At 71.4% G+C, this 26,605-nt stretch carries 23 protein-coding genes; 6 read left to right on the top strand and 17 right to left on the bottom strand.

All coding sequences use genetic code 11. The features are described from left to right. The first annotated feature begins 87 nt into the window (after window positions 1-87). A complete protein-coding gene (locus Q0937_RS07470) occupies window positions 88-1,044 on the top strand; it encodes a LysR family transcriptional regulator (protein ID WP_299301770.1) in 957 nt (318 codons plus the stop codon). Window positions 1,045-1,200: 156 nt separating this feature from the next. Beyond that, a complete protein-coding gene (locus Q0937_RS07475; protein ID WP_299301772.1) occupies window positions 1,201-2,445 on the top strand; it encodes a nitrate/nitrite transporter in 1,245 nt (414 codons plus the stop codon). Window positions 2,446-2,507: 62 nt separating this feature from the next. On the opposite strand, the gene Q0937_RS07480 is transcribed toward Q0937_RS07475, so the two are convergent. The 10 genes from Q0937_RS07480 to Q0937_RS07525 all read right to left on the bottom strand — a co-directional run bounded on the left by Q0937_RS07480 (window position 2,508) and on the right by Q0937_RS07525 (window position 14,178). After that, entirely contained in the window at window positions 2,508-3,302 is a 795-nt protein-coding gene (locus Q0937_RS07480; RefSeq protein WP_299301775.1) for an SDR family NAD(P)-dependent oxidoreductase, read from the bottom strand. Then, window positions 3,299-4,312, bottom strand: a complete 1,014-nt coding sequence (locus Q0937_RS07485) for a 2-hydroxyacid dehydrogenase (RefSeq protein WP_299301778.1) — start codon at window positions 4,310-4,312, stop codon at window positions 3,299-3,301. The genes Q0937_RS07480 and Q0937_RS07485 overlap by 4 nt, the downstream gene beginning before the upstream one ends. After that, on the bottom strand, window positions 4,309-5,592 hold the full coding sequence (locus tag Q0937_RS07490; RefSeq protein ID WP_299301781.1) for an alpha-hydroxy acid oxidase: 1,284 nt from the start codon (window positions 5,590-5,592) through the stop codon (window positions 4,309-4,311). The genes Q0937_RS07485 and Q0937_RS07490 overlap by 4 nt, the downstream gene beginning before the upstream one ends. A 47-nt stretch (window positions 5,593-5,639) precedes the next feature. Continuing rightward, window positions 5,640-6,551 carry an NAD(P)-dependent oxidoreductase gene (locus Q0937_RS07495; RefSeq protein WP_299301783.1) on the bottom strand — a complete coding sequence of 304 codons (912 nt, stop codon included), beginning with the start codon at window positions 6,549-6,551 and terminating at the stop codon, window positions 5,640-5,642. 36 nt (window positions 6,552-6,587) lie between these two features. Then, a complete protein-coding gene (locus tag Q0937_RS07500) occupies window positions 6,588-7,949 on the bottom strand; it encodes a four-carbon acid sugar kinase family protein (protein ID WP_299301786.1) in 1,362 nt (453 codons plus the stop codon). A 91-nt stretch (window positions 7,950-8,040) separates the two neighbouring features. Beyond that, window positions 8,041-9,441, bottom strand: a complete 1,401-nt coding sequence (locus Q0937_RS07505) for a GntP family permease (RefSeq protein ID WP_299301788.1) — start codon at window positions 9,439-9,441, stop codon at window positions 8,041-8,043. 162 nt (window positions 9,442-9,603) lie between these two features. Beyond that, complete coding sequence (locus Q0937_RS07510) at window positions 9,604-10,575, bottom strand: 3-hydroxyacyl-CoA dehydrogenase family protein (protein ID WP_299301791.1); 972 nt, start codon at window positions 10,573-10,575, stop codon at window positions 9,604-9,606. A 221-nt stretch (window positions 10,576-10,796) separates the two neighbouring features. Further along, window positions 10,797-11,600 carry an SDR family NAD(P)-dependent oxidoreductase gene (locus tag Q0937_RS07515; RefSeq protein WP_299301794.1) on the bottom strand — a complete coding sequence of 268 codons (804 nt, stop codon included), beginning with the start codon at window positions 11,598-11,600 and terminating at the stop codon, window positions 10,797-10,799. A gap of 106 nt (window positions 11,601-11,706) precedes the next feature. Next, window positions 11,707-13,203, bottom strand: coding sequence for a GntP family permease (locus tag Q0937_RS07520; protein WP_299301797.1), 1,497 nt, complete (start codon window positions 13,201-13,203; stop codon window positions 11,707-11,709). 54 nt (window positions 13,204-13,257) lie between these two features. Beyond that, window positions 13,258-14,178 (bottom strand): sugar phosphate isomerase/epimerase, encoded by a 921-nt coding sequence (locus Q0937_RS07525; protein WP_299301800.1) that lies wholly within the window; start codon window positions 14,176-14,178, stop codon window positions 13,258-13,260. A gap of 303 nt (window positions 14,179-14,481) precedes the next feature. Here Q0937_RS07525 and Q0937_RS07530 point away from each other — a divergent pair, with 303 nt between their 5' ends. The 3 genes from Q0937_RS07530 to Q0937_RS07540 all read left to right on the top strand — a co-directional run bounded on the left by Q0937_RS07530 (window position 14,482) and on the right by Q0937_RS07540 (window position 17,563). Further along, window positions 14,482-16,197: a dihydroxyacetone kinase family protein gene (locus Q0937_RS07530; protein ID WP_299301803.1), complete on the top strand. Its 1,716-nt coding sequence runs from the start codon at window positions 14,482-14,484 to the stop codon at window positions 16,195-16,197. A 110-nt stretch (window positions 16,198-16,307) separates the two neighbouring features. Continuing rightward, window positions 16,308-16,778 carry a ribose-5-phosphate isomerase gene (locus Q0937_RS07535; RefSeq protein ID WP_299301806.1) on the top strand — a complete coding sequence of 157 codons (471 nt, stop codon included), beginning with the start codon at window positions 16,308-16,310 and terminating at the stop codon, window positions 16,776-16,778. Window positions 16,779-16,783: 5 nt separating this feature from the next. Beyond that, window positions 16,784-17,563, top strand: a complete 780-nt coding sequence (locus tag Q0937_RS07540; RefSeq protein ID WP_299301809.1) for a triose-phosphate isomerase — start codon at window positions 16,784-16,786, stop codon at window positions 17,561-17,563. Between the two features lie 60 nt (window positions 17,564-17,623). Here the strand turns inward: Q0937_RS07540 and Q0937_RS07545 are convergent, their stop codons facing one another. After that, window positions 17,624-18,100: a VOC family protein gene (locus tag Q0937_RS07545; protein WP_299301812.1), complete on the bottom strand. Its 477-nt coding sequence runs from the start codon at window positions 18,098-18,100 to the stop codon at window positions 17,624-17,626. Between the two features lie 329 nt (window positions 18,101-18,429). On the opposite strand from Q0937_RS07545, the gene Q0937_RS07550 reads away from it, so the two are divergent. Beyond that, window positions 18,430-19,332, top strand: coding sequence for a hypothetical protein (locus Q0937_RS07550; RefSeq protein ID WP_299301815.1), 903 nt, complete (start codon window positions 18,430-18,432; stop codon window positions 19,330-19,332). A gap of 2 nt (window positions 19,333-19,334) precedes the next feature. Here Q0937_RS07550 and Q0937_RS07555 read toward each other — a convergent pair whose 3' ends face one another. From Q0937_RS07555 to Q0937_RS07580, 6 genes are all read right to left on the bottom strand, one after another. Further along, window positions 19,335-20,072: a GntR family transcriptional regulator gene (locus tag Q0937_RS07555; protein WP_299301818.1), complete on the bottom strand. Its 738-nt coding sequence runs from the start codon at window positions 20,070-20,072 to the stop codon at window positions 19,335-19,337. Between the two features lie 120 nt (window positions 20,073-20,192). Beyond that, window positions 20,193-21,431: an acyl-CoA dehydrogenase family protein gene (locus Q0937_RS07560; RefSeq protein WP_299301821.1), complete on the bottom strand. Its 1,239-nt coding sequence runs from the start codon at window positions 21,429-21,431 to the stop codon at window positions 20,193-20,195. Beyond that, window positions 21,428-22,393, bottom strand: coding sequence for a CoA ester lyase (locus tag Q0937_RS07565; RefSeq protein WP_299301824.1), 966 nt, complete (start codon window positions 22,391-22,393; stop codon window positions 21,428-21,430). The genes Q0937_RS07560 and Q0937_RS07565 overlap by 4 nt, the downstream gene beginning before the upstream one ends. Next, complete coding sequence (locus Q0937_RS07570) at window positions 22,390-22,935, bottom strand: MaoC family dehydratase (RefSeq protein ID WP_299301826.1); 546 nt, start codon at window positions 22,933-22,935, stop codon at window positions 22,390-22,392. Before Q0937_RS07570 ends, Q0937_RS07565 begins: the two co-directional genes overlap by 4 nt. Then, the gene (locus tag Q0937_RS07575) at window positions 22,932-24,968 is read right to left on the bottom strand and encodes a biotin carboxylase N-terminal domain-containing protein (RefSeq protein WP_299302479.1); all 2,037 of its coding nucleotides are present in this window, start codon (window positions 24,966-24,968) and stop codon (window positions 22,932-22,934) included. The genes Q0937_RS07570 and Q0937_RS07575 overlap by 4 nt, the downstream gene beginning before the upstream one ends. 8 nt (window positions 24,969-24,976) lie before the next feature. Beyond that, window positions 24,977-26,518, bottom strand: a complete 1,542-nt coding sequence (locus tag Q0937_RS07580) for a carboxyl transferase domain-containing protein (RefSeq protein WP_299302485.1) — start codon at window positions 26,516-26,518, stop codon at window positions 24,977-24,979. Between the last annotated feature and the right edge of the window lie 87 nt (window positions 26,519-26,605).

The raw sequence follows: 26,605 nt of genomic DNA on the forward strand, positions 1-26,605 counted from the left end.
CGCCGTCCCGTCCGCGGCCGTGCCGTCCGGGCACCGTCCCGCCCTGCCCGACTGCATCCCGCTCGCCCCGACCCCAGGAGGACCGCTGTGCCCCGCATCGAGCAGACGGACTGGTTGGAGACCTTCGTGGCCGTCGTCGACCACGGCAGCTTCTCCGCCGCGGCGCGCGCGCTGCATCGCGCGCAGTCCCGCGTCAGCACGCACGTCGCCGCCCTCGAGCGCTCCCTCGGCGGCCTGCTCCTGGATCGCAGTCACCGCCCGGTGCGGCCGACGGAGCTCGGCACCGCCTTCCTCCCGCACGCCCGGGCGGTCCTCGCCGCGCTCGAGCGGGGCGTCGAGGCCGTCGAGGAGCACTCCGGGACGCTGCGCGGACGCGTGGTGATCGGCTGCCACCCGAGTGTGAGCGCGGGGTTCCTGCCCGGTGTGATCGCCGAGATACACCGCGAGCATCCGCTCCTGCGCGTGCAGCTGACCGAGCACACGACCCCGGACCTCGTCTCGGGGATCGCCTCCGGCCGCTTCCACATCGCGATCCACTCGCTGGCCGCCGATCCGCCGTCGGAGGATCTGCAGAGCGTGCACCTGTGGACGGAGCGCTTCGTCGCGGTGATGCCCCCGGGGCACCCGCTCCTCGGAGCCGTCACGCCCCCGGAAGGGCTGGACCCGCGACGGCTCACCGAGCACCCGCTGATCGCGATCGCGCAGCCAGGGGCCGCCGCGGATCCGGACACCGGGAGCGCCCTGAGCGCCTGGGAGCTCGACATCCCCCTGGCCTGGCAGTCCGAGCAGCCGCAGACGGTCGTGAACCTGGCGCGCGCCGGGCTCGGGGTCGGCGTGCTGAACGCGCTGGCCGCGGACATCTGCGACACCACGGGGATGAGCGTGGTCCCGGTCGGGACGCTCGCCGAGGGCCGGCAGGTCGCCGTGACCCGGGACCGGCGGACGGCGTCCTCACCGAGCCTCGACGTCGTCTTTCGCGCGATCGTCGCCGCCCCACCGCCTGCCGGGATGACGCCCGCAGCGGGCAGGTTGACGGGCCAGTAAGCATCATAGATCCTATAGGCGCCTTATCCGTCGACTCTGCCGCCGAGGCCAGAAGGAGCTTCCCGTGCACTCCCCCGACCACGCCCCGGGTCTCGCGCCCCGGCGCTCCCCGCTCCACGACCTGTGCCCCTCCCCCGGATCGCACTGACGAGCTCCGTGACGACACCCTCCGCGCGGCATTTCCGCCGTCCCCCGCGGGCCCTCCTGGTCTGGGCCGTCGGCGTGTTCGCGTATCTGTGCGCGGTCTCCGGACGCGCCTCCTTCGGCGTCGCCGGCGTCGAGGCCTCGGAGCGGTTCGGGGTGGACGGGGCGGTGCTGAGCCTGTTCGGTGTCGTGCAGCTGGGCACCTATGCGGCGGCGCAGATCCCGGCCGGGCTGCTGCTGGACCGGCTGGGCCCGCGCCGGATGATGGTGATCGGCGCGGTGACCATGGCCGTCGGCCAACTGCTGCTGGCGATCGCCACCGACGTGCCGACGGCCCTCCTCGCACGGCTGCTCACGGGAGTCGGTGACGCGGCCACCCTGATCAGCGTGGTGCGCCTGGTCACCGTCTGGTTCCCGACCCATCAGGTCCCCGTGTTCACGCAGCTGGCGACCATGATCGGACAGTTCGGCCAGGCGGTGGCCGCGGTCCCCTTCCTCGCGCTGCTGGTCGGAGCGGGCTGGACCGCGGCATGGTCCGGCCTGGCCTTCCTGCTCGTCCTCAGCGTGCTCCTGGTGCTCGCCGTCGTGCAGGACGCGCCGCCCGGGGACCCGACCGATCACGTCCCCGAGCCCGTCCGGGCCGGGCAGGTCCTGCGCGACGTGTTCACCTCCCGGCAGGCGTGGTCGGGCTTCTTCCTCCATGCCCTCACGCTCGCCACGGTGAACTCCTTCATGTTCCTCTGGGGCGTGCCGTACCTGACCGAGGGGCACGGGCTCGGTGCCGCCGAGGTAGGGACGCTGCTCACGGTCAACGTCGTGGTGATGGTGGCACTCGGACCGCTGATCGGGGTGGCGACCGGCCGCTTCCCGCATCACCGGGCACGCCTCGGCTGGATCGCGGGCGGGATCCTCACGCTGACATGGACCGTCACCCTCCTGGTGCCGGTGCCGCTCAGCGCCTGGCAGCTGCTGCCGCTCATCGTGGCGCTCGCCATCGGGTCCGCGACCTGCTCGGTCGGCTTCGACCTCGCCCGCACCGGCGTCCCCGGCCGGGCGGTCGGCACCGCCACCGGGATGGTGAACATCGGCGGGTACTCGACCTCGCTGCTGGCCGTCCTGCTCATCGGGGTCGTGCTCGACCTCCTCGCCCCCGAGGGCGGCGCGACGCTCGGCGACTATCGTGCGGCCCTCGCCTCGATGGGCGTGCTGATGGGCGCGGCGGCGCTCGGGCTCTACGTGACCACCCGGAGGTCCTGACCGCCCGTGTCCGCCTGCGGCGGCGGGAGGTGTGGCCCACCCGCCGCCGTGGGCGGGACTCCTCAGCCCACCCGCAGACCGCCGTTGAGGTTGTACGTGGCACCGGTGGTGAAGCCCCCGTGCGGGCCGACCAGGAAGGCCACGAGCTCGCCCAGCTCCTCCGTGGTGCCGAGGCGGCCGACGGGGGTGCGCGCCACGAAGTGCGCCCGTCGCTCCCCTTCCAGACGCCCGCCCATGATGTCGGTGTCGATGTTGGCGGGGGCGATCGCGGCGGTGGTGACGCCGGTGCCCGCGAGCTCCTTCGCGAGGCCGCGGAGCATCCCCTCCACGCCCGCCTTCGAGGCGGCGTACGCGGAGGTCGAGAAGTTCCCGCCTCCGTCCTGGCCCGCCGTCGAGCTCATCGCGACGATCCGCCCGAGCCCCTGCTCGACCATGCCGGGCACCACGCGACGCGCGAGATGGAAGGTGCCCAGCGTGTTGATCGTCAGCGTGCGCAGGAAGCCCTCGCCGGTCATCTCCAGGAACGGGGTGGGATCCGCGATGCCGGCGCAGCTCACCAGGGCTCCCACCGAGGGCGCGGCGGGGTCCTGCTCGATGGCGCCGAGCGCGGCGTCCACGGAAGCCTCGTCGGCGATGTCGACCCGGGCGGTGACCACGTGCGGGGCGCCCGCCGCCCGGGCGGCGTGCGCCGCGGTGACGAGGCCGGCCTCGTCCCGGTCCAGCAGGGCGAGCGGGCGGCCCTGCCGGGCGAGGGTGAGGGCCACCCCGCGGCCGATGCCGCGCGCGGCGGCGGCACCGGTGACGACGCAGGTGAGGCTGCTGATCCGGGCTTCGTCGGCCGCCGAGCGCTCGCTCACCGGCCCGCGTCCCGGACGGTCGTGCGAGGGGCGTTGACCACGTTGCGCGGGGTCCGGCCCTCGGCGACGGCGATGACCTCGCCGAGCGCTTCGGCGCCGGTGGCGGCGGCGAAGTCCGCCGTCCAGCACAGCGCGTGCGGGCTGAGGACGACGTTCTCCAGCGCGATCAGCGGGCTGTCGGCCGGGAGCGGCTCGACCTCGAACACGTCGAGCCCGGCCCCCGCGATGGTGCCCTCCTGCAGCGCCACGATCAGCGCACTCTCGTCCACCACGGCGCCGCGGGCGATGTTGATGAGGAACGCCGTGTCCTTCATCAGCGCCAGCTCGCGCTCACCGATCAGGTGGCGGGTCCCGTCGTTCGCGGCCACGGTGAGGATCAGGTAGTCGGAGCGGGCGATCACCTCGTCGAGGTCGAGCTGCTCGATCCCGGCCTCGGCGCAGAACTCCGGCCGCGGCGAGCGGTTCCACGCGATCACCTCGAGATCGAGAGCGCGCAAGTGGCTCACCGTCTCCCGGCCGATGCCGCCGAGCCCGATCATGCCGATGGTGGCGTCCGCGAGCCCGGGCCCGCGGTGCTCGGCCTTGCGGTCCCACGCGGCCTCGCGCACCAGGCGGTCCTTGGGCAGCAGGGAGTGCGCGAGGGCGAACAGGAAGGTGAGCGCCGTATGGGCCATCGGCACCCGCAGCCCGGTGGGAGCGTTGGTGACGGTGATGCCCCGTTCGTCGCAGGCCTCGAGGTCCACGGCGTCGAAGCCGGCACCGAAGCGGGCCACATGCTTCAGCGTCGTGACCCCCTCGAGCTGGGCGCGGCCGACGGGGGTGCCGCTGAGCAGCAGGAGCGCGTCGAAGCCCTCGAGCTCCTCCGCGCGCAGGTCCCGGCCCTCCTCCCCGACCAGGGACCAGTGGATCCCGTGCTCGGCGAGGGAGGCCAGTCCGATGTCGCCGTAGATGGTCGAGCCGTCGGGCTCGGCGTAGTCGGCGGTGATCGCCAGCTTCCAGGTGCTGCTCATGGGGTGAACTCCTCGGTGACGGCGGCGGGCTCGGGTTCGCGGTGCAGGCCGGCTCCGTGCCAGGCCTCGGGGTAGTCGACGAAGCTGCGGTCGAGCGCGGGGATGCCGGTCGCCCCCAGCTGTCCCATGGCCAGCTCGAGCTCCTCGTCGAGGATCTCGAGCACCCGCCGCACGCCCTTCTCCCCCGCGGCGGCGTTGCCGTAGCCCCAGGCGCGGCCGATGGAGACCAGGTCCGCGCCGACGGCGAGGGCCTTGGCGATGTCGTCACCGGTGCGCACACCGCCGTCGAACACGACCGTCATGTCCTCGCCGACGGCATCGACGATCGAGGGCAGCACGCTGATCGTGCTCGGCGAGGAGTCCAGCTGGCGCCCGCCGTGATTCGAGACGTAGATCCCCTGGACCCCGGCCTTCCGGGCGCGCACGGCGTCCTCGGGGGTGAGGATGCCCTTGATGTAGATCGGGCCGTCCCACTGCCGTCGCACCTCTGCGATGTCCTCCCAGGTGAGGGTGAGGTTCGAGAGGTACTTCTTGACGAACTCCTGGTGGGAGACGGCGTTGTTGCCCTGGATCTCGTCCTTGAGGTTGCGGAAGCCGATGGCCGGCGGGCGCATGATCGCCCGGGTCCAGCCGAGGTGCCGGACAGCCTGGACGGCGTTGCGCGGGGTGATCCTCGGCGGGATCGACATGCCGTTGCGATGGTCGCGGTAGCGCTTGCCGTTCAGCGGCACGTCGACGGTCACGACCAGCACCTCGGCATCGATGCCGCGGGCGCGCTCGATGAGGTTCGCGACGATCTTCTCGCTCTTGTACATGTACAGCTGGTACCACAGCGGTCCGGTCGCGTGCTCCGCCAGCTCCTCCATCGTCCAGTTCGAGGCGGTGGAGATGGTGAAGGGGATGTGGGCCCGGCCGGCGGCGCGGACGGCGCCCAGCTCCCCCTCGCCGCCGATCATGCGCTGCAGTCCGAGAGGGCCCAGCACGTAGGGACGGTCCAGGGCGAGGCCGTCGACGGTGGTGGAGACATCGATGCGCGAGATGTCGGTGAGCCAGCGCGGGCGGAAGCGCACCTCGCGCAGGTCGCGGGCGTTCGCATCGAGGGTGATCTCGTGGTTCGAGGCGCCGTCGACGATGTCGAACGCCATGGTGGGGAGCCGCTTCCTGGCGAGGAGGCGGAGGTCCTCGATCGAGGGGGCGGATTCGACCGGGTCGAGGCGGAAGCCGCCAGCGGCGAGCATCCTCGCGAATTCGAGGGCACCCGAGAGGGGTGAGTCGGCCATGGTGGGTCTCTCCTATGAGGTCGGTCGTGCGGTCAACGGTCGGGGGTTCAGCTCGTTCGTCGGTCGTCCTGCTCGCGCAGCACGCGAAAGACGATGGAGTCGTCGCGGCGGTCCCAGCCGCGCTCGCTGCCGCGGCGGTAGATCTGCTGGGCGGAGGTCGCCAGCGGCACTTCCTGGTCGACCTCCTGCGCGGCCTCGGCCACCAGCCCCATGTCCTTGACGAAGATGGTCAGCGCGGAGCGGACGTCGTCGAAGGCGCCGTCGACCATGCGCTGGCCGCGGTCGCCGAACATGAAGGACGCGGCGGCGCCGGTGCCGAGGACCTCGTGGACCTGCTTCAGGTCCAGGCCCATCGAGTCGGCGAGCGCGAGGGCCTCCCCCGCCGCGGCGATGTGCACCCCGCACAGCAGCTGGTTGACGATCTTGAAGCGCTGGCCGTCGCCGGGCTTCTGCCCCACCACCGGAGCGTTCGCGGCGAGGGCGTCCAGCAGCGGCCGCACGGCGGCGACGTCGGACTCGGCGCCGCCGACCATGACCAGCAGGTCGCCGGTCGCGGCGCGGGCGGCGCCGCCGGAGACGGGGGCGTCGACCAGGTGGGAGGTGATGCCCTTGAGCGCCGTGAGGGTCTGCTCGATCGCGGCGGGACCGACGGTCGACATGATCAGCAGCGTCGTCGCGTCGGTGAGGACCTCCGCGATGCCACCCTCGCCCACGAGCACGGAGTCCAGCTGCGCGGGGGTCGCGACCATGACGACCACGACGTCGGCGCCCTGAGCCGCCTCGCGGGCGGAGGTGGCAGGGGTGGCGACGTCGGCCACGGCCTCGCGGGCGGCGGGGTTCAGGTCGAAGGCGGTGACGGGGAAGCCGGCCGCGGCGGCCGTGCGGGCCATCGGGGTGCCGATGGCGCCGAGCCCGATCCAGGCGATGGAGGTGGTGGCAGCGGTGCTCGTGGTGCTCATGTCGTGCTCCTCAGGGATGCGGGGTGGGACGGACGGTCAGCGGGCCGCGACGGCGGCGGTGAGGGTGTCGACCACGTCGGCCAGGGCCTGCGCCCCGCCCACGTTGCCGGGGAAGACGACGTACGGCATGCCGAGGACCTCCTCGGGGGCCTCCTCGGCGGCGAACAGCGAGACCTGTCCGGCCCAGAACTGGCCCTCGACCCGGGCGCGGCGGATCCCGAGGCCATGCGCGGCGACCTCATGGGAGGTGATGCCGCCCTTGGCGACCACCCAGGCGGGCCGGGCGGTGCGCACCCGCTGGACGATCTCCACCACCGCGTCCGAGACGCTGCGTGCGATCGCGAGGGATGCGGCGGGATCGTCGGTGCGCACCAGGTCACGGCTGGTGTAGAGCACGCAGTCGCTGCGGGTGAGGCTCTCGCGCACTCTGTCGGCCAGTTCGGTGAGGTGCTGCTCGCGGCGTTCGTCCAGGACGGCGGGGACGTCGATCTTGACCTCGGTGAGGGTGCCGCGCTCCTGCACGGCCCGCAGCTGGGTGGTGGTCAGGCCCACGTGCGAGCCGACGACGACCAGGCCGTGGTCCAGTCGCCCGGCAGGGATGGTGATTGCCTCGGCGTCGACCACCCGGGCGCCGGACTGGCCGGTCAGCGGGCGAACGAAGGAGGGAGCGCAGCGGGTGACGTAGGTGCGCCCCTCGGCCTCGAGCTCGGCCATCGCGGCTGCGACGACCTCCATGTCGGAGTACTCGGTGGCGTTGACGACCACCCAGGCCCGGTCGCGGGCGCCGGCGAGGATCTCCCGCACCCGGGCGGGACCGCCGGAGCGGATGTCCTCCAGCGAGATGCTGAGGACGTCTGCGGCGTCGATCGCGCCGCCGGAGCGCTCGGCGAGGAACTCGCGCAGGTTCGAGTGGGTGAAGCCGAAGGTCGCGTCCTGGGCGAAGTCGGTCCGGGCGACCTCGACCGCCTGACCGTCGACCGTGGCGTAGTGGATGTCGCCCTCGGTGAAGCGGCCGGCCTCGATCATCGCCGGGCACAGCACGAAGGCGTCGACCTGGACCCCGTGGGCGACGAGCTCGTCGGCGATCGCGACGGGTTCGGCGATCACATGCCCGCGCAGGGTCGAGTCCGAGCGGGAGACCACATGCAGGCCGCTCGCGGGGATCCCGCCGTCGAGCACTCCCCCGACGATCCGCCGGTTCATCGCCGTGGCCGCCGCCTCGTCCAGAGCGCGCGTGTTGGTCAGCACGAAGCAGGCCGACTCCGGCTCGGCGAGCACCTGGACCGGGATCGCGGGGTCCTCGTCGAAGGCGACATCGATGCCGGCCACGCACTGCGAACCGGTGGGGTCATCGTCGAGGATCAGCAGGCGGCGGGGGGAGGACGCGGTGACGGTCACAAGGGCCTTCTTCCGAGGTGCAGGAGCGGAACGGGACCGGGCGAGGGCCGCTGCGACATCTCGCACCGGCCCTCACTCTGTCAGACGCAGATCAGGCGAAGATGACGAACACCACCGCCGACAGCGCGAAGCCGACGAGCGAGATGGTGGTGCCCACGACCGACCAGGTCTTGAAGGTGGTCACGGTGTCGAAGCCGCAGAACTTGCCGATCAGCCAGAAGCCGGAGTCGTTCACGTGCGACCAGCCGATCGAGGCGGCGCCGATCGCGATGACCATGGCGGCCACGGCGATCGTGCTGAAGTCGCCACCCATGATCGCCGGAGCCATGATCGCAGCACCCGTGGTGGCCGCGACGGTGGCCGAGCCCTGCGCGATGCGCATGGCCATGGTCACCAGGTAGGCGGAGACGATGAGCGGGAGTCCCATGGCGTCGAGGCCGTTCGCGACCTCGGTGCCGATGCCGGTCTCGGTGAGGACGCGGCCGAAGGCGCCGCCCGCACCGGTGATCAGGATGATCGAGCAGACGGGGGCCAGGGCGTCATCCACCAGCTCCTCGAGCAGCCCGCCGACCTTCTGACCGCGGCGGCGCCGCGGGATCACGTACAGCAGCACCATCGCGGCCAGGGCCGACAGCGACAGTGCGACCGGGGTCGCGCCGATCAGCCGGGAGAGCTGGAAGAAGATGTTGTCCGCAGTGACGGTCTCCTGCTGCTCCAGGGTGGACATCCCGGTGTTGAAGAAGATCAGCACCAGCGGCATCAGCAGCACCAGGATGATCGCGCCGAAGGAGGGACGCTCCTCGACGGGGATGTCACGCGGCTCGCCGAGCAGGGCCGGCACCGGAGTGTTCGGGTAGCGCTTGGCGATCGCCCGAGCGACCAGGTAGCCACCGAAGTACCAGGTGGGAAGGCCGATCAGCAGGCCGACGACGATCACGAGGCCGACGTCCGCGCCCATCACGATGGCGGCGGCGGTGGGGCCCGGGTGCGGGGGCAGCAGGGCGTGCATCATCATGAACGACGCGATCGACGGGAGCACGTAGAGCATGAAGGAGCCGCCGAGTCGACGGGCCACGGTGTAGATGACCGGCAGCATCACGATGAAGCCGGCGTCCAGGAAGATCGGGAACGCATAGAACAGCGAGGCGACGGAGAGCGCCAGCGGTGCCCTCGCCTCCCCGAAGGTGTCGAGCATCTTGTCGGCGAGCACCTGGGCGCCGCCGGTGATCTCGATGAGTCTTCCCAGCACGGCGCCGAAGCCGACCAGGAGGGCGACCGTTCCGACGGTCGTGCTGAAGCCGGAGATCACCACAGTGACGACGTCGCCGACGCTGATGCCGGCGGCGAGGCCGGTGCCGACCGCGACGATCAGCAGGGAGAAGAAGGCGTGCAGGCGCGCCTTGATGATGAGGACGAGCAGTATGACGATCGCGACGACCGCGATCGTCAGGAGCAGCCAGACCGGCCGATCCGCGAGGACGAGTTCTTCCACGAGGGATGTCTCCTGAGAGTGGGGGCAGGTCGACCGACAGCTCCGACGTCGGAACGCTCGGGGCCCGGCAGCTGCCGGGCCCCGAGCGTTCGGCTCAGGTCCCGGGCAGCAGTGCCCGGTCGACGGGCGATGCCCGTGGGGTGGTGAGGGGTGGGGTGGGGGTCAGGCGTTCTTCGGGGTGGCCTTGGGGGCCGGGCCGAGCTCCGCGAGGAGCTGGGACATCTTGGCGTATGCCTTGTTGCGGTAGGCGATCAGCTCTGCGGCGGTGTCCTCGTCGTAGTCGCCGAGGAGGCCCTTGCCGTTCTTGACGCCCTTGCGATCCGCCGCGACGGAGTCGGTGAGGAGCGAGGGGGTGGCCAGGCGGTCACCGAAGGCGTTCTCGAAGGTCACGAAGCAGTTCGCGTAGACATCGAGCCCGGCCTGGTCGGCGATCGCGAAGGGACCGAAGAAGCCCAGGCGGAAGCCGAAGGTGGTGCGCACGATGGTGTCGACATCCTCTGCGGTGGCGACGCCCTCCTCGACGACGGAGGTGGCCTCCTTCAGCAGCGCGTACTGCAGGCGGTTCAGCACCATGCCGGGGGTGTCCGCGACCTGGGCGCCCTGGTTGCCGCTCTTCTCGAGCAGCTCCTTGACCGCGGCGACGGCCTCGGGGGTGGTGGCCTGTCCGGCGACGAGCTCGACGCCCGGGATGAAGGGGGCGGGGTTGGAGAAGTGGACGGTGAGGAACCGCTCAGGGTTCTTCACGGCGCTCTCGAGCTCCTTGACCGGGATGGTCGAGGTGTTGGTGCCGATGATCGCGTCGGGGCGGGCGTGCTCGGAGATCTTCCCGAGCACTTCGCGCTTGACGTCGATCCGCTCGAACACGGCTTCCTCGATGAAGTCGACGTCCGAGACCGCTTCTTCGATGGTCTTGCCAGCGGAGATGTTCTTCGCGACGAGATCGGCGGAGCCGGGGGCGTAGAGACCCTGCTCCTCGAAGTCGCGGGCTTCCTTCTGGAGGCGCTCGAGGGACTTGTTGGCGACCTCGACGTCGACATCGGCGATGGTCACGTCGAAGCCGGCCATGGCGAGGACCTGGGCGATGCCGCCGCCCATGTAGCCGGCGCCGACGATGGTCACGGTGGAGATGGTCATGAGGGAACTCCTTCGTTCGAGGGGGCGCCCGCGTGGACGAGGGCGCCGTCGCTGCCATCGGTCGGCGACTCGTGACGAGGCGGCCGTATGGCTCTGGTACTGAGAGTAGCGATCCTATTGGATATTGGTTGGTGCCGGCAGTCGGAGGTCCCTCGCGACGGGGACGCTCGGGGACCTCCGTCGTCCCGCCGGGTCCTGACCCGGCGGGACGACGAGGAGGATCAGTGCATGTGCTTGCCGCCGTCGACATTGATCGAGGTGCCGCTGACGAAGCTCGAGTCCTCGCTGACCAGGAAGGAGATCAGGCCAGCAACCTCCTCGGGCTGCCCCACGCGCTCGAGCGGGATGTTCGAGGACATCCCCGCCTTGCGCTCGTCGGTGAGCGTCCCGCCCATGATGTCGGTGTCGATCGGGCCGGGGAGGATGACGTTCGCGGTGATGCCGTGCTTGCCGAGCTCGCGGGCGGTGCCGCGGGTCAGGCCCTGCACGGCGGCCTTCGCCGCGGCGTAGCCGGTCTTGGAGAAGGTGCCGCCTCCGTCGAGGGCCGTGATGGAGGAGGTGTTCACGATGCGCCCGCCGACGCCGCCGTCGATCATGCGCTTCGCCGCGGCTTGCGTCATCAGCAGCGTGCCCTTGCCATTGACGTTCATGACCTTGTCCCAGATCTCCGAGGTGATCTCGAAGATCGAATGAGGGCTGGGAATGCCGGCGAGGTTGACCAGCGCCACGACCGGGGGCAGCTCGGCATCGATGCGGGCGAACGCGGCATCCACCGCGGCCTGGTCGGAGATGTCGACGCCGACGCCGACGACCTTCTGCGTGCTGCCCTCGGGCAGCTCGGCGGTGATCTCGGCGGCGAAGGCCTCGGTGGCGGCGCCGTCGATGTCGGCGGCGGCAACGCTCCAGCCCTCGGAGACGAGCTTGCGCACGACGCGGCGACCGATACCGCGCTCGGCTCCGGCGCCGGTGACGATCGCAGTGCGCTGGGCGGGGAAGGGCTGGATGGTCTTGATCTCGAGGGACATGATGTTCTCCGTTCGTCGGGGGTGAAATCTGGGTGGTCGGTGGCGGAATTCTGCGGGAGGCGGCCGACGGGATCTGCTCCGTCGGCCGGACTCCCGGGGGTGGGCGTCAGCCGGACGCGCCGAGCACGAGGCTGAGCACGAACAGCATCGGGATGGATGCCGCCCACATGACGGTGGTCATGCCGGAGTGGGCCTTCAGGGCGGCGGTCCCCTCGAGGCCCATGAAGCGCGTGACGACCCAGAAGTACGAGTCGTTGAAGTAGCTGCACACCATGGCACCCGCGACACAGGCCATGACCGCGACCAACGGGTCCAGGCCGATGGTCGCCATCACCGGGGCGGTGACGGAGGCTGCCGTGATCATCGAGACGGTGCCGGAGCCCTGGGCGATGCGGACGATCGAGGCGATGAGGAAGGGCAGCAGGAACGAGGGCAGCGGGAGCCCTCCGATCGCGGCGGCGAGCGCATCGCCGATGCCGGTGTCGCGCAGGACCTGGCCCAGGCCGCCGCCGGCCCCGGTGATGAGCAGGATGAGACCGGCGTCCGCGGCGGCGTCACCCAGCCACTTGTGGCTCTTCTTCCTCGGTGTCCAGCGCGGCAGGAGCAGGTACACGGCGAGCACCAGTCCGATGAGGAGCGCGATGACGGGGTCACCGATGAAGACGAAGACACCGGCCCAGGTGGAGGGTTCGTACTCGGCCGGGAGGGCCGTTCCCTGGGCCGCCATGTCGACGGCCGAGACCACGGTGTTCATCACGATGAGGACGATCGGGACCACGAGCGGGAGCAGGCCGACGACAGGCCCGATCCGGTGCGGCTTCGAACCCTCGGGCCGTTCGCCCAGCTCGGTGCTCTCGCGGGTGAGGTCCTCGAGATCGGTGGCGGCGTCCGACTCGACGCCGCCACCCCCGCCGGCAGCGCGGACCGTAGCCAGGCGATCGCTGCGGACGTCCCCGTAGACGGCCTCCTGGATCTCGGCGTTGATGAGCGGTTCGACCTTGGGGCCGATCCACTTCGCGTAGAGGGTGACCACGGGGATCATGAAGACGGTGAACACGAGCCCGGTGATGATCACCGAGCCGACGCTGACCCCGAGGATGCCGGCGACACCGAGCGGGCCCGGTGTGGGAGGGACGAAGTGATGGGTGATGACCATGCCACCGGCCAGAGCGATGCCCAGCGTGGCGTAGCCGTACTTCTTGACCCTGGCGATCGCGCGGGCCAGCGGGTTCATGATCACGTAGCCCGAGTCGCAGAAGACGGGGATCGAGATCAGGGCGCCGATGCTGGTCATCGCCCAGGGCTCGCGCCCCTTGCCGAAGAGGCGCAGGAAAGCCACGGCGATGGCCTGGGCGGCGCCGGACACCTCGAGGATCTTGCCGATGGCGACGCCCAGTCCGATCACGATGCCGATCGAGGCGAGCGTGTTACCGAATCCGGTCTTGATCGATCCGACGATGCCCGGCAGGTCCTGCCCGGCGATGAGGCCGACCACCACGGAGGCGATCAGCAGTCCGGCAAAGGCGTCCAGTCGGGTCTTCAGGACGATGACCACGATGAGCGCGATGCCGACGACGAGTGCAATGAGCAGTATGGGGTCCACGGGAACTCCTTCGTTCTCCGAAAAGGAATGGGGGCGGTGCGGCCCCCGGGAGCCTCAGGCGAGGGCCGAGGCGAGCACCTGGCGGATGTAGTGGACGTTCTCGGCGATGACGCCGAGCGAATCGGAACCGTAGTGCTCGCAGCAGAACGGTCCGGAGTAGCCCAGCTCGATCGCGCGACGGATCACCTGGCGGTAGTTGATGTAGCCGTACTTCAGCGGCATGGGAGCGCTCGAGTAGGCTCCGGTGGCCGGATCGAGGTCCCGGGTGTAGTTCTTGATATGCCAGAAGTTCGAGTGCGGCAGCACCTTCTCGAACATGTCCGGCCAGGGCTCCACCTCGCGGTGCAGGCGCACGAGGTTGCCGATGTCGGGGTTGAGGCCGACGGACTCGTGGTCGACATCGGTGACGAAGGCGACGGCCTCGTCGGCGGTGCCGACGTAGGTGTCCTCGTACATCTCGAGGCTGAGCTGCACGCCCTGGGCCTGCGCGGCGTCGCCGAGCTCCCGGATCCGCTCGATGGCCAGGTCGCGCAGGGCCGGATCGTCGACGTGGCCGTCCTCGAGCCAGAACCAGATCGCCTTCGCCTGCTTCTCGGTGGTGGCCTGCATGAAGCCGGTGTTGACCACGCTCACGCCGAAGCTCGGGGCGATCTCGAGGAAACGGTGCGCATCGCGGAGATTCCGTTCCCCGTTCTCGACGTCCACGACGGAGTTGCGGGTCATGGAGATCGAGGAGAGCGACATGCCCTCGCCGTCGAGCACGGTGCGGAACTCCTCGAGGCGCTCATCGCTGAGCTTCGCCAGCGGCAGCCACGCGTCCGTGGGGTCGATCTGATCGACTCCGAGCTCCTTGACCTGGCGCAGCTGGGAACCCCAGACGGTGGAGGAGGCCTCCAGGGTGGGCGTGCCGTCCGAGGTGGTGCTGCCGAACGAGAGCATGTTGGCGCCGATCGGCCAGTTCTCTGCAGTGAACATCGTCGTCCCTTCGTAAAGTGGTACCGTCGGAACTGATCCTATAGGATCGATGGACGGATTGGGAAGGCCCCGGGCGAAACGGAGCAGAGTTCCTCTCCGACACGCCCGGACGGACGACACGACGATGAAGGTATCGACGACCCCTCCCCGCCCGGTTCGCCGCATGGGGACCCTCACCGACCCCTGTCCTGTGGCCTACGATTCCTATAGGATCTAACCGGAGCGTGCGGAACGACCCGCCGCGATCCACCTCAGACCCTTGCCGCCGCGCCCTCAGCGCGGCAGCCTCCGGAGGAATCAACGATGACGTATCTCTTCAATGACCCGGCAGACTTCGCGACCGAGGCGGTCGCAGGCCTGGCCCTGGCCCACCCCGACCACGTCGCAGTGGTCCACGGCGGTGTGGTCCGCGCGACCGAGACTCCTGCCGGACAGCCCGCTCTGGTGATCGGCGGCGGCTCCGGCCACTACCCCGCCTTCGCCGGCTGGGTCGGTCCGGGCATGGGCCATGGCGCACCTTGCGGGAACATCTTCTCCTCACCCTCGTCCTCGCAGGTCTACTCCGTCGCTCGCAATGCCGAGAACGGCGGCGGCGTGATCCTGGGCTTCGGCAACTACGCCGGGGACGTGCTGCACTTCGGCGCCGCGGCGGAGAAGCTGCGCGCCGAGGGCATCGACGTGCGGATCATCAAGGTCAGCGACGACATCGTCTCGAACTCGCTCGAGAACCACCGTGACCGTCGCGGCATCGCCGGGGATCTGCCCGTGTTCAAGATCGCGGGTGCAGCGATCGAGGCCGGCGCAGGTCTGGACGAGGCCGAGCGGATCGCCTGGAAGGCGAACGACGCCACCCGCTCCTTCGGCGTCGCCTTCGACGGCCCCACACTGCCCGGCGCGCCCGAGGCGCTGTTCCACGTCGAGGACGACCAGATGGGCGTGGGCCTCGGCATCCACGGCGAGCCCGGCGTGCGCGACGAGCCGATCGGCACCGCGAACGAGATCGCGACGCTGCTGGTCGAGGGCGTCCTCGCCGAGCAACCCGAGCACGTCGAGGGCGGCTATCAGGGCCGCGCCGCGGTGCTCGTCAACGGCCTCGGCACCGTGAAGTACGAGGAGCTCTTCGTCGTCTACGCGAAGGTCGCCGAGCTGCTCGAGGCCGCGGGCATCACCCCGGTGCGCCCCGAGGTCGGCGAGCTGGTCACCAGCCTCGACATGGCCGGGGTGTCCCTGAGCCTGGTCTTCCTCGACAAGGAGCTCGAGCAGCACTGGCTCGCCCCCGTCGACACCCCCGCCTTCCACCGCGGCGCCATGCCGCAGGTGGACCGCCCCCGCCGCTCCTCCTTCTGGGAGGCCGGGGCCGACGAGATCCCCGCCTCGAGCGAGGAGTCCCGCGCCGCTGCCGCGAAGGTCGCGGACGTCTTGGAGCTGTTCGGCTCCGTGTGCCTGCGCGAGGAGGCCGAGCTCGGCCGGATCGACGCGATCGCCGGGGACGGCGACCACGGCCAGGGCATGGCCTACGGCTCCAAGGGCGCCGCGGCCGCGGCGAAGGAGGCGCTCGACGCCGGGGCCGGGGCCCGCACCCTGCTGGTCCGCGCCGGGGAGGCCTGGTCGGAGTCCGCCGGTGGCACCTCCGGCGCGCTCTGGGGCGCGGCGCTGATCGCCGCCGGCAGCGTGTTCGACGATCAGGCCGGCGCCGAGTCCCGCACCGTGGTCGACGCGGTCGAGGCCGGGATCGACGCGATCCAGCGACTGGGCGGGGCGAAGGTGGGCGACAAGACCATGGTCGACGCCGCCGCGCCCTTCCGGGAGACGCTGGAGGAGACGTTCACCGGCGACAACACCGCCGAGGCGATCCTGGCGGCGGCGAAGGTCGCCCGCGAGGCGGCCGACGCCACCGCGGACATCACCGCCTCGCTGGGCCGCTCACGCGTGCTCGGCGAGAAGTCCATCGGCACCCCCGATCCCGGCGCGATCTCCTTCTCGATCCTTATGAAGGAGCTCGGGCAGCACTTGTCCTGACCCCGGACGGCGTGGGGAAGTCGACGCCCGAACGCCCTTCCCCGCAGGCGATCCGGGCTGAAATCCTCGAGACAACACCCCTCACAACACCCCCCACCAAGGAGAACCCCATGGCACTGAAGATCATCGTCGGCGGCGACAACGCCGGCTTCAGCTACAAGGAAGAGATCAAGGCCCTGTTCGAGGGCGACGACCGCGTCGAGTCGGTCTTCGACGTCGGCGTCGGCTCCGCGGACGACGGTACCCACTACCCCAACATCGCCGTCGCCGCGGCCGAGAAGATCGCGGCGGGCGAGGCCGACCGGGCCCTGCTGATCTGCGGCACCGGCCTCGGCGTCGCGATCGCGGCGAACAAGGTCTCCGGCGTCCGCGCCGTGACTGCGCATGACCTCTACTCCGTGCAGCGCTCCGTGCTCTCGAACAACGCACAGGTGCTGACCATGGGCCAGCGCGTGATCGGTCTGGAAGCGGCCAAGGAGCTGGTCAAGGTGTGGCTGGACCTCGAGTTCGACCCGAACTCCTCCTCGGCCGCGAAGGTCGACGCGATCTGCGCCTACGACGGCTCGCTCGAGCAGGCCTGATCGGCATGAGCACCCTGTGGGTCGGCACCAGCTGGAAGATGACCAAGACCCTCGCCGAGGGAAGAGCCTGGGCCGCAGGCCTGCGCGAGAGCCTCGGCGGTGGCGGCACATCCGACGGCACGGTCCCCGCGGGAGTTCAGCCCTTCGTGATCCCGTCCTTCACCGCCGTCACCACCGTGGCCGAGATCCTCGGCGAGGACTCCCCCGTCCTGCTCGGCGTGCAGAACGCCCATTGGGAGGATGCGGGCGCCTGGACCGGGGAGGTCTCCGTGCCCCAGGCGAAGGACGCCGGCGCCCGGATCGTCGAGATCGGGCACTCCGAGCGGCGTGAGCACTTCGGCGAGACGGTGGAGACCACCCGGCTCAAGGTCGCCGCGGCCCTGCGCCACGGGCTGACCCCGCTGCTGTGCATCGGGGAGAGCGACGAGGTGAAGGAGACCGGCGGCTCGGGCGAGTTCGTCCTCGATCAGGCCCGCGGCGCCCTCGAGGGGCTCTCCGCCGAGGAGCTCTCCCGCGTGCTGATCGCCTACGAGCCGATCTGGGCGATCGGCGAGAAGGGCCGGCCCGCCACGGTCGACGAGCTCATCGAGCCCTTCGCTGCTCTCGGCGCGGAGTACACCGGGCGGGTCACCGGGCTGCTCTACGGCGGTTCCGTGAACCTCGACAACGCCGCGGATCTGCTCGGCATCGAGCACGCGACCGGGCTGTTCGTGGGGCGCACCGCCTGGCAGCTCGGGGGCTACCTCGAGCTGCTGCGGATCGCGGAGGCGCACGCAGCCGGCTGATCCCGCGCGTGGCGTAGGCGCGCGCGGCCGACTGACCCCGCGCGGGGGACGAGCGGAGCGTCAGGCAGCCTCGGGATCCGGCTGGTGGATGCCGAAGACGTTGTTCTCGGTGTCGTGGAAGTAGCCCTGCCAGGCCATGCCGGCCAGGGCGTACTTCGGCAGCGCCTCGGTGCCGCCGCCGGCGAGGATCGCCGCGGTCGCGTCGTAGTCCTCCACTCCGATGGTGAGGACGGCGCCTGCCACGGGGCCACCGACCTCAGGGTTCGCTCCGCCGGGACGGCTCATGACGGCGCCGTCGATGCCGTGCCCGGTGCCGGTGGTGACGCCGAAGTACGGTGAGCCCGCGAACCCTGACCAGTCCTCGGAGCCCCAGCCGAACACTGTGGAGTAGAAGGTGACGGCGCGCTGCGGATCGGCGGCCTGGATCTCGAAGTGCGCCGGGCGACCGGTGGTGAACGACGTCGCGGCCTCGCCCTCCGCAGTGCTCTGCGCACCGTCGGTGGCAGCCGGGTCGGAGGCGGGAGAGTTCTCGGACATGATGGTTCCTCTCCGTCGAGCGGGCCGCGCTGCTGCGCCGGTTCGACGTCAGAGCAGACCCCAGGTCGCCGCGCAGTCACCACCCCGGACCAGTGGGAGCGCGGGCCACCCCGGACCATCGGGAGCGCGGGTCACCCTCACCTTCGGCGGGGCCGGTCGCTCCCCCGCCGGCTCGGGGGATAGCCCCCAGCCGATCCTCGGACGGTCGCGATAGCCTGGAGGCCGTCGATGGTGAGGTCCCGGAGCGGGGCCCCGCATCCCGTGGGCCCCCTGTCCGGACCTCCCCGTCGTTGACCTCAGCTCCGACCACAGAGAGGTCCGCGGTAGCCATGAGCACCCAGAACCGTCCGCGGCACCAGCAGCCGGCCCGCCGGGGCAGCGTCCCGCCGCGGCCCGGCTCCGGCGTGCGCCGCGGCACGGGGGCACCGCGGTCGACGACTCCGCCGGGGATGTGGCCGCCCGGACAGGGCCCGCTCGAGGGCACGATCCACTCCCCGCGCTCGAAGGGCCTCACCGCACCCCGTCGGCGGGGTCGCTGGCTCACCGTCGGCGTGCCGGTCGTGCTCGCCGGCGCGTTCGGGATCAGCGGCTTCGTCATCCTCGGTGTCAGCAGCCTGATCGGCGGGGCAGGTCTGCTGACGCCGCTGCTGGCTGGGCTGGGCATCGCCGCCCTGGTCGGCGGGGGCAGCGGATTCCTGCTGCGGAACCGCTCTCCGCAGCCGGTCCGGCTGGGGCGCGCCTCGGTGGAGATCCCCGCCGGGACCCGCGCGATGCTCGAGAAGATCGTCAAGGACTCCCGCCAGCAGCGTCGCCGTCTCCAGAAGATGCAGCGGAGGGCCCGCGGACCGGCGCTCTCGCAGATTCTGAGGCGTGCCGAGACCCTGCTGCTGCGGATCGACGCCCTGCTGGGCGCTCCGGCGATCCAGTCCCGTCGCGCCTCGGACGCCGACGTGATGATGCTCGAGGGGATGGCGGATCGCTATGTCCCGGACCTGGTGGACGCGCTGGAGGACTCCGTCGGCTTCCTCGCCCCCACGACCACGGAGGATGCCCGCTCACGGGCGATCGCGAATCTCCACAGCATCGATGAGCAGCTCAGCGTTCTCGGGAGCCGCCTGGACCGGCTGGAGAACGACACCGTCGCGGGCGTCGCCCGCTCGCTGGATGTCCATTCGGAGTTCCTCAGAGCCCGCTTCGCCGACTCCGCGGACGACCCGCTCCTCGACCGCTGAGATCAGACCGTCACGCTCTGGGCGGCTGGTTCCTCCGACCCCCCGCGCTCGCCCTCCGCGGACTCCTCGGCGAGCGTGGTGGAGCGCTCGAGCACGGCGTCGAGATGCTCGACCAGGGCCTGGAGCGCCCCGTCGTGGTGGTGCCGGCGCACCTTCTCCAGGATCCGGCCGTGCTCGCTGTACGCCTCGTGGATGTCGAGGGCGGGGGGGCCGCCCACCCAGGTCTGGCGCATGCGGTGCGTGTGTGCGCGGACGGTGTCGACCATGGTCGAGAGGTACCGATTGCCGGCGTGGTCGAACAGGACCTGGTGGAAGCGCCAGTCGGCGTGGAAGTGCTCCTGCAGCAGCTCGTAGGTGACCTCTCCCGCCGCCTCGATCCGCTCGATGACGTCACCGTGCTCGGCGTACGCCTCCTCAAGATCCGCCAGCAGCGTGCCGACGTCCTCGAAGGCGCGGGCCAGGGCCGCGGACTCGACGACTTTGCGGGCGTCCAGCAGCTCGGTCATCTGCGCGGCATCCAGCATCGGCGCCACCACGTACCCGCGCAGCGCCACGTACTCCACCAGACCGGAGCGCTCGAGTGAGACCATCGCCTCTCGCACGGGCGTCGGCGAGACCTCGAGGTCGCGGGCGAGCCCGTCGATGCTCAGCCGCGAGCCCGGTGCCCACCTCGACTCGAGCAGGCGCTGGAGGATCAGCTCCTCGACCTCGGCGCGGAGGACCTGTCGTCGCACGGCCATCTCGGCACTCCCTCTCTTACCCGGCGGCCCGGATCCTCGTCCTGTCAGAGGATCGGGCGCGCTTTCCGGGTCACCCTATAGGAAGTTGGCCGCACCGGACGGCAGTTCCCGTCGGATGCCTCAGCCCGTCAGCGCCTTGGAGAACCCCAGATGCTTGGCGATGATCGCGAGCTGGACCTCGGTGGAGCCCTCGCCGACCTCGAGCACGCGGGAGTCGCGGTAGTGACGGGCCACGACGTTCTCGTTGAGGAAACCGTTGCCGCCCCAGATCTGGCAGGCGTCGCGGGCGTTGGCCACTGCGGCTTCGCTGCTCACGAGCTTCGCGAGCGACGCCTCTTTGCTGAAGGGCATCCCGGCGTCGAGGCGGCGGGCGGCCTCGTGCATGAGGGCGCGGGCGCCGGCGACCCGGGCCTGCATGCGGGCGATGGTGAAGGCGATGTGCTGGTTGTCGCCGAGCGGCCGGTCGAAGACCACGCGCCGCTTCGCGTAGTCCACCGCCTGCTCGAGACAGCCCTGGGCGGCACCGACGCACAGCGCCGCGAGTGCGACCCGTCCCTGGTCCAGGATCGCCAGGAAGTTCGAGAAGCCGCGGCCCCGCTCCCCCAGCAGGTTCTCCTCGGGCACGCGCACGTCCTCGAGCAGCAGCGGATGCGTGTCAGAGGTGTGCCAACCCATCTTGTCGTAGCCCGGCAGAGCGGTGAATCCCGGGGTGTCGGTAGGCACAATGATGCTGGTCAGCTCAGGGGTGGCGCGTCCATCGGCCCGCTGGCGCTGTCCGGTCACGGCTGTGACGGTGACCAGCGAAGTGATGGGGGTGCCGGAGTTGGTGATGAACTGTTTGGTCCCGTCGATCACCCACTGGCCGTCCTCGAGCCGCGCGGAGGTGCGGGTGCCGCCGGCGTCGGAGCCCGCCTCCGCTTCAGTGAGCCCGAAGGCGGCGAGCTCCTCGCCGCGGGCGAGCGCCGGCAGGTAGCGCTCCTTCTGGGCGGTGGTGCCGAAGGTGAGGATCGGCATCGCGCCGAGGCCGAGGCCCGCCTCGAGGGTCACCGCGATCGACTGGTCCACGCGGGCCAGCTGCTCCACGGCCACACACAGCGACATGTAGTCCCTGCCCTGCCCGTCGTACTCGCGCGGGATCGGCAGGCCGAACAGCCCCAGCTCCCCCATCTGGGCGATGATCCCCATCGGCAGCTCACGCTGGGTGTCGTACTCGTAGCTGGCCGGGGCGACGACCTCGTCGGCGAAGTCGCGCACCAGAGCGGCCAGGCGCTGGTGCTCCTCGCTCAGCAGCTCGGTGCCGGGCGGGGGTGTGGGGGTGGTGCTCACGGGGGTCTCCTTCAGCGAAGCGGCGGTGCTCATGAGTGGTCGGCGGCGTGCGGGTCGGCGGGGCCCTGCGGTCCGAGGGCACCGGCGAGGCCGCGGGTGGCCAGCGAGCGGGCGTGGCGCAGGATCGGGCCGTCGATCATGCGACCCTCGTGCTCGAACACCCCGGTGCCGCGGCGCTCGGCGGCGGCCAGCACCCCGCGGGCCCAGGCGGTCTGCTCGGGCGTCGGTGCGTAGGCCTCGCGGATGATCGCGGCCTGGGCGGGGTGGATGCAGGCGGTCGCGGTGAATCCGCTGGCCACGGCGTCCTCGGCCTCGGCGCGCCAGCCGTCCTCGTCGGCGAGGTCGGTGTGGATCGCGTCGATCGCGCTGCGGCCGTTGGCCCGGGCTGCCAGGAGCACGCTGGAGCGGGCGTGGCGCACCACGTCGCGGTAGCCGCCGTCGGGGCGGCGGGAGGAGGTGCCGCCGAGAGAGGCGATCAGGTCCTCCCCGCCCCACATCAGTGCGACCACATCCGGGTGGGCGGCGAGCGTGGGGGCGGCGAGCACACCGCGGGCGGTCTCGCACAGGACCAGCACCTGCGCCCCGGGCAGAGCGCCGACGAGCCGATCCACCTCGGCGAGGCTGCTGGCCTTGGGCAGCATGACCCAGCGAGGACGGAGCGGTGCGAGGGCGAGGACGTCGGCCGCGAAGTCCGCCTCCCCCGGAGCGTTGACCCGGATGATGGTGCGGGAGGGATCCAGGTCATGGGCGGCGACGGCGGCACGGGCCGCGGCCTTGTTCTCGGGGGCGACGGCGTCCTCGAGGTCGAGGATCACGGCGTCGGCGCGGTCGGCGGCCTTGCGGAAGCGGTCCGGCCGGTCCCCGGGGCAGAACAGCAGCGAGGGTCCCAGCGGGAGCAGCTCGCGCCCGTCGCCGTCGTGCCCCTCGGACGCGCCGTGCCGTTCGCGGCAGGTGCTGCGGCTGCGCGGGGAGAGGTGATCGTGGTTCCTGCTCATGAGTTCTCCTGGCCGTGCTTCTGGGGTGCGGGGCGCGTCGATGCGGGGGGATGCTCCGAGGCGGCGGCGTGCATGAGGGTGGTGCGCTCGGCGCGGACCACGGCCTCGCCGTGCTGGTTGCGTCCGGTGTGGACGAGGGTGACCACTGCCTGGCCTGGCCGCGATGTCGAGGGCCGCACGGCGCGCACCTGCGTCTCGCTGTAGAGGGTGTCGCCGTGGTGCAGGGGGCGGGGGAAGCTGATCTCGCCGAAGCCGAGGTTCGCCACCAGAGTCCCCTGGCTGAGCTGGGCGACGGATGCCCCGACCACGGTGGCGAGGGTGAGCATCGAGTTGATCAGCCGCTGCCCGAATTCGGTGGTCTCGCTCCAGGCGGCGTCGAGGTGGAGGGCCTGCGGGTTCATGGTCATGGTGGAGAACAGGACGTTGTCCGCCTCGGTCAGGGTGCGGCCGGGGCGGTGCTCGTAGATCGCGCCGATCTGCAGCTCGTCGGCGTAGAGACCGCGCTGGATGATGCGCGGCCCCTCGGGCAAGGGATCGCTCATGGGCGGGCCTCCTCGTGATCGTCGATACCGGAGCCCCCTGCGACGAGGTCCACCTGCGCGACCTTCTCGCCGCGAGCCACCCGGTCTCCGGCTCTGACCCGCAGGCGCACGGTGCCGGCGCTCGGTGCGCTGAGGGTGTGCTCCATCTTCATCGCCTCGACCACGAGCACCGGGTCGCCGGCCTCCACGTGGTCCCCGTCGGCCACCAGCACCATGGTCACCGTGCCCGGCATCGGCGAGGCGAGCGTCGGTGCCGCCTCCCGTCCTGACGTGCCGCGCGTGGGACGGTGCAGGAGCAGCTCACGATCCTCGCCCGGCAGTCCGATCCACACCGCGCTCTCCGTGACGTGGTGGAGCAGCGGCAGGCGCACGCCGTCGACGGCGATGGCTCCCTGGTGCAGAGAGAGGTCGAACTCCTGCTCGCCGATCCGGGCGAGGGCCTGGGCCGGGGCGCCGGTCAGCACCACCTCGATCGGGTCGTGACCGGGCCCGCCGGCCCCCGCGAAGCGGACTATGAAGGGCGCCGGAGCCCCGAGCCGCCATCCCGAGGGCGCATGCCAGAGGCCGCCCGGACGGGAGCGGGCCACCTGGTCCCAGCGCACGAGCGCCGCGACGGCGAGCGCCCGGGCGGTGGCCGGCGGCGGGGTGAGCTCCGCGAGGCGGCGCTCGATGAGGCCGGTGTCCATCTCCCCGCTGACCACCTCGTCCAGGGCCAGCAGCGCGCGCAGGAAGGCGGTGTTGGTGACGACGCCGAGCAGGTGGGTGTCGGCGAGCGCCCGGTCGAGCGCGGCGAGCGCCCGGTCGCGGGTGGGGGCGTGGGTGATGACCTTGGCGAGCATCGGGTCGTAGCTGCTGGAGATGGTGGCGCCGACGCTCAGGGCGTGGTCCACCCGCGCGCCCTCCGGCAGGGCGAGCGCGAGCACTCTCCCGCCGGTGGGGAGGAAATCCGCAGCGGGGTCCTCGGCGTAGATCCGGGCCTCGATCGCGTGGCCCTCGAGGTGCACGTCCTCCTGGGACAGCGACAGCGGCTCACCGCTCGCGATCCGGAGCTGCTCGGCGACCAGGTCGATCCCGGTGATCGCCTCGGTGACGGCGTGCTCGACCTGGAGGCGGGTGTTCATCTCGAGGAAGAACGGGACCTCCGGGGCGGTACCGTCGACGATGAACTCGACGGTGCCGGCGCCCACGTAGTCCACGGCGCGGGCGGCGTCGACCGCGACCCGCCCGAACTGATCGCGCTGCTCAGGGGTCAGCGATGGGCTGGGTGCCTCCTCGATGACCTTCTGGTGGCGGCGCTGCAGGGAGCATTCCCGCTCCCCCAGGTGGATCACGTTCCCGTGGGCGTCGGCGAGGATCTGCACCTCGATGTGCTTCGGTGCGGTGATCCATCGTTCGAGGAAGAGGGTGTCGTCGCCGAAGGCGCCGGCGGCCTCGCGGCGGGCGGCGGCGAGCGCGGCGGGCAGCTCGTGGGCGGTGGCGACCCGGTGCATGCCCTTCCCACCACCGCCAGCGGCGGGCTTGACCAGCAGCGGGAAGCCGACCTCCGCAGCGCCGGCGAGCAGCGCGGCATCATCCAGTCCCGGGGCGGCGAGGCCCGGCACCACCGGCACCCCGCGGGCGGTGACCGCGGCGCGGGCGGAGATCTTGTCGCCCATGGTCTCGATCGCAGCGGCCGACGGGCCGACGAACGCGACCCCGGCCTGCTCGCAGGCGCGGGCGAAGTCGGCCCGTTCGGAGAGGAAGCCGTAGCCCGGGTGGATCGCCCGGGCACCGGTGGCCAGCGCCGCGGCGATGATCTCCTCGCCCTGGAGATAGGAGCTGATCCGTACGGCGCGGTCGGCGGAGGTGACGTGGGCGGCGCTCGCATCCTCGTCGGTGTGGACGGCGATCGCGGCGAGGCCCAGGCCGTGGACGGTGCGCAGGATCCGCATCGCGATCTCGCCGCGGTTGGCGATCAGAACGGTATCGAGCAGGCGGGCGCTGACCACCCGGCCGCTGGTCACGGAAGTGCTGGTCTCGGAAGTTCTGAGCATCATCGGCCTCACATCCGGAAGACGCCGCGGGCGAGCGCGGGAAGCGGGGCACGGGAGACGACGTCCAGCGCGAGGCCGAGGACGGTGCGGGTCTGAGCGGGTTCGATGATCCCGTCGTCCCAGAGCCGGGTGGTGGAGTAGTAGGGGCTGCCCTGGGCGTCGTAGTCCTCGATGATGGGCCGGCGGAACTCGGCCTCCTCCGCCTCGCTCCAGGTCCCGCCGCCGGCCTCGATGCGGTCGCGCGTGACGGTCGAGAGCACCGCGGCGGCCTGGGCGCCGCCCATCACGGAGACACGGGCGTTCGGCCACAGCCAGAGGAAGCGCGGGGAGTATGCGCGCCCGCACATCGAGTAGGTACCGGCGCCGAAGGACCCGCCGATCACGACGGTGAGCTTCGGGACCCGGGCGCAGGCGACGGCGGTGACCATCTTCGCGCCGTCCTTGGCGATGCCACCGCGCTCGTACTCGGCGCCGACCATGAACCCCGCGATGTTCTGCAGGAACACCAGTGGGATCTCGCGCTGGTCGCAGAGCTGGATGAAGTGGGCGCCCTTGAGCGCGGACTCGCTGAACAGCACCCCGTTGTTGGCGACGATGCCCACCCGGTGCCCGTGGATCCTCGCGAAGCCGGTGACCAGGGTGGCTCCGTAGGTGGGTTTGAACTCGGAGAACTCCCCGGCGTCGACGATCCGGGCGATGACCTCGTGCACGTCGTAGGGGGTCGAGAGGTCCGCCGGCACCACCTCGCCCATGGTCTCGGGGTCGATGGCGGGCGCGCGGGGTTCCCCGCGCGGCCGCACCGGTGCGGGGGCGGGGAGGGTGTCGACGATGTCGCGGAGGATCGACAGGGCGTGCTCGTCGTCCTCGGCGAGGTGGTCGGCGACCCCGGAGACCTCGGTGTGCATCAGCCCCCCGCCGAGGTCCTCGGCGCTGACCTCCTCGCCGGTGGCTGCTTTCACCAGCGGCGGTCCGCCGAGGAAGATCGTGCCCTGGTCTCGCACGATGACGGTCTGATCGCTCATCGCCGGCACGTAGGCGCCGCCCGCGGTGGAGGAGCCCATCACGGCGGAGAGCTGGGCGATGCCCTCGCCGCTCATCCGGGCCTGGTGGTAGAAGATCCGGCCGAAGTGGTCGCGGTCGGGGAACACCTCGTCCTGCATCGGCAGGTAGGCGCCGCCGGAGTCGACGAGGTACACGCACGGCAGGCGGTTCTCCTGCGCGATCTCCTGCGCGCGGAGGTGCTTCTTCACGGTCAGCGGGAAGTAGGTGCCGCCCTTGACGGTGGCGTCGTTGGCGAGGATCAGGCAGTGCCGGCCATGGATCATCCCGATCCCGGCGACGACCCCGGCGCTCGGGGCGGCCCCGTCGTACATCCCCTCGGCGGCCAGCGGCGCGATCTCGAGAAAGGGCGAGCCCTCATCGAGGAGGCGATCGATCCGTTCCCGGGCCAGCAGCTTGCCGCGGGCACGATGCTTCTCCCGGGCCGCGGCGGAGCCCCCCTCCGCGGCCTTCGCGAGACGGGCCCGCAGCTCGACGACCAGGGCCTCCATCGCCTGGGCGCGCGAGGTGACGACGGGCTCGGGATTCCCCACCGGCCCGGTGCCGGTGGGGGCTGAGCCGGCGGGGCCGACGGCGCG

This window comes from uncultured Brachybacterium sp., from assembly GCF_947500705.1.
In the GTDB taxonomy this organism is placed as follows: Bacteria; Actinomycetota; Actinomycetes; order Actinomycetales; family Dermabacteraceae; genus Brachybacterium.

Excerpts from the sequence above, each read along its gene's own strand:
- Q0937_RS07485 (WP_299301778.1), bottom strand. The coding sequence starts at position 4,312 with ATGAGCAGCACCTGGAAGCTGGCGATCACCGCCGACTACGCCGAGCCC.
- Q0937_RS07490 (WP_299301781.1), bottom strand. The coding sequence starts at position 5,592 with ATGGCCGACTCACCCCTCTCGGGTGCCCTCGAATTCGCGAGGATGCTC.
- Q0937_RS07495 (WP_299301783.1), bottom strand. The coding sequence starts at position 6,551 with ATGAGCACCACGAGCACCGCTGCCACCACCTCCATCGCCTGGATCGGG.
- Q0937_RS07510 (WP_299301791.1), bottom strand. The coding sequence starts at position 10,575 with ATGACCATCTCCACCGTGACCATCGTCGGCGCCGGCTACATGGGCGGC.
- Q0937_RS07515 (WP_299301794.1), bottom strand. The coding sequence starts at position 11,600 with ATGTCCCTCGAGATCAAGACCATCCAGCCCTTCCCCGCCCAGCGCACT.
- Q0937_RS07525 (WP_299301800.1), bottom strand. The coding sequence starts at position 14,178 with ATGTTCACTGCAGAGAACTGGCCGATCGGCGCCAACATGCTCTCGTTC.
- Q0937_RS07530 (WP_299301803.1), top strand. The coding sequence starts at position 14,482 with ATGACGTATCTCTTCAATGACCCGGCAGACTTCGCGACCGAGGCGGTC.
- Q0937_RS07535 (WP_299301806.1), top strand. The coding sequence starts at position 16,308 with ATGGCACTGAAGATCATCGTCGGCGGCGACAACGCCGGCTTCAGCTAC.
- Q0937_RS07540 (WP_299301809.1), top strand. The coding sequence starts at position 16,784 with ATGAGCACCCTGTGGGTCGGCACCAGCTGGAAGATGACCAAGACCCTC.
- Q0937_RS07545 (WP_299301812.1), bottom strand. The coding sequence starts at position 18,100 with ATGTCCGAGAACTCTCCCGCCTCCGACCCGGCTGCCACCGACGGTGCG.
- Q0937_RS07550 (WP_299301815.1), top strand. The coding sequence starts at position 18,430 with ATGAGCACCCAGAACCGTCCGCGGCACCAGCAGCCGGCCCGCCGGGGC.
- Q0937_RS07555 (WP_299301818.1), bottom strand. The coding sequence starts at position 20,072 with ATGGCCGTGCGACGACAGGTCCTCCGCGCCGAGGTCGAGGAGCTGATC.
- Q0937_RS07560 (WP_299301821.1), bottom strand. The coding sequence starts at position 21,431 with ATGAGCACCGCCGCTTCGCTGAAGGAGACCCCCGTGAGCACCACCCCC.
- Q0937_RS07565 (WP_299301824.1), bottom strand. The coding sequence starts at position 22,393 with ATGAGCAGGAACCACGATCACCTCTCCCCGCGCAGCCGCAGCACCTGC.
- Q0937_RS07570 (WP_299301826.1), bottom strand. The coding sequence starts at position 22,935 with ATGAGCGATCCCTTGCCCGAGGGGCCGCGCATCATCCAGCGCGGTCTC.
- Q0937_RS07575 (WP_299302479.1), bottom strand. The coding sequence starts at position 24,968 with ATGCTCAGAACTTCCGAGACCAGCACTTCCGTGACCAGCGGCCGGGTG.
- Q0937_RS07580 (WP_299302485.1), bottom strand. The coding sequence starts at position 26,518 with ATGGAGGCCCTGGTCGTCGAGCTGCGGGCCCGTCTCGCGAAGGCCGCG.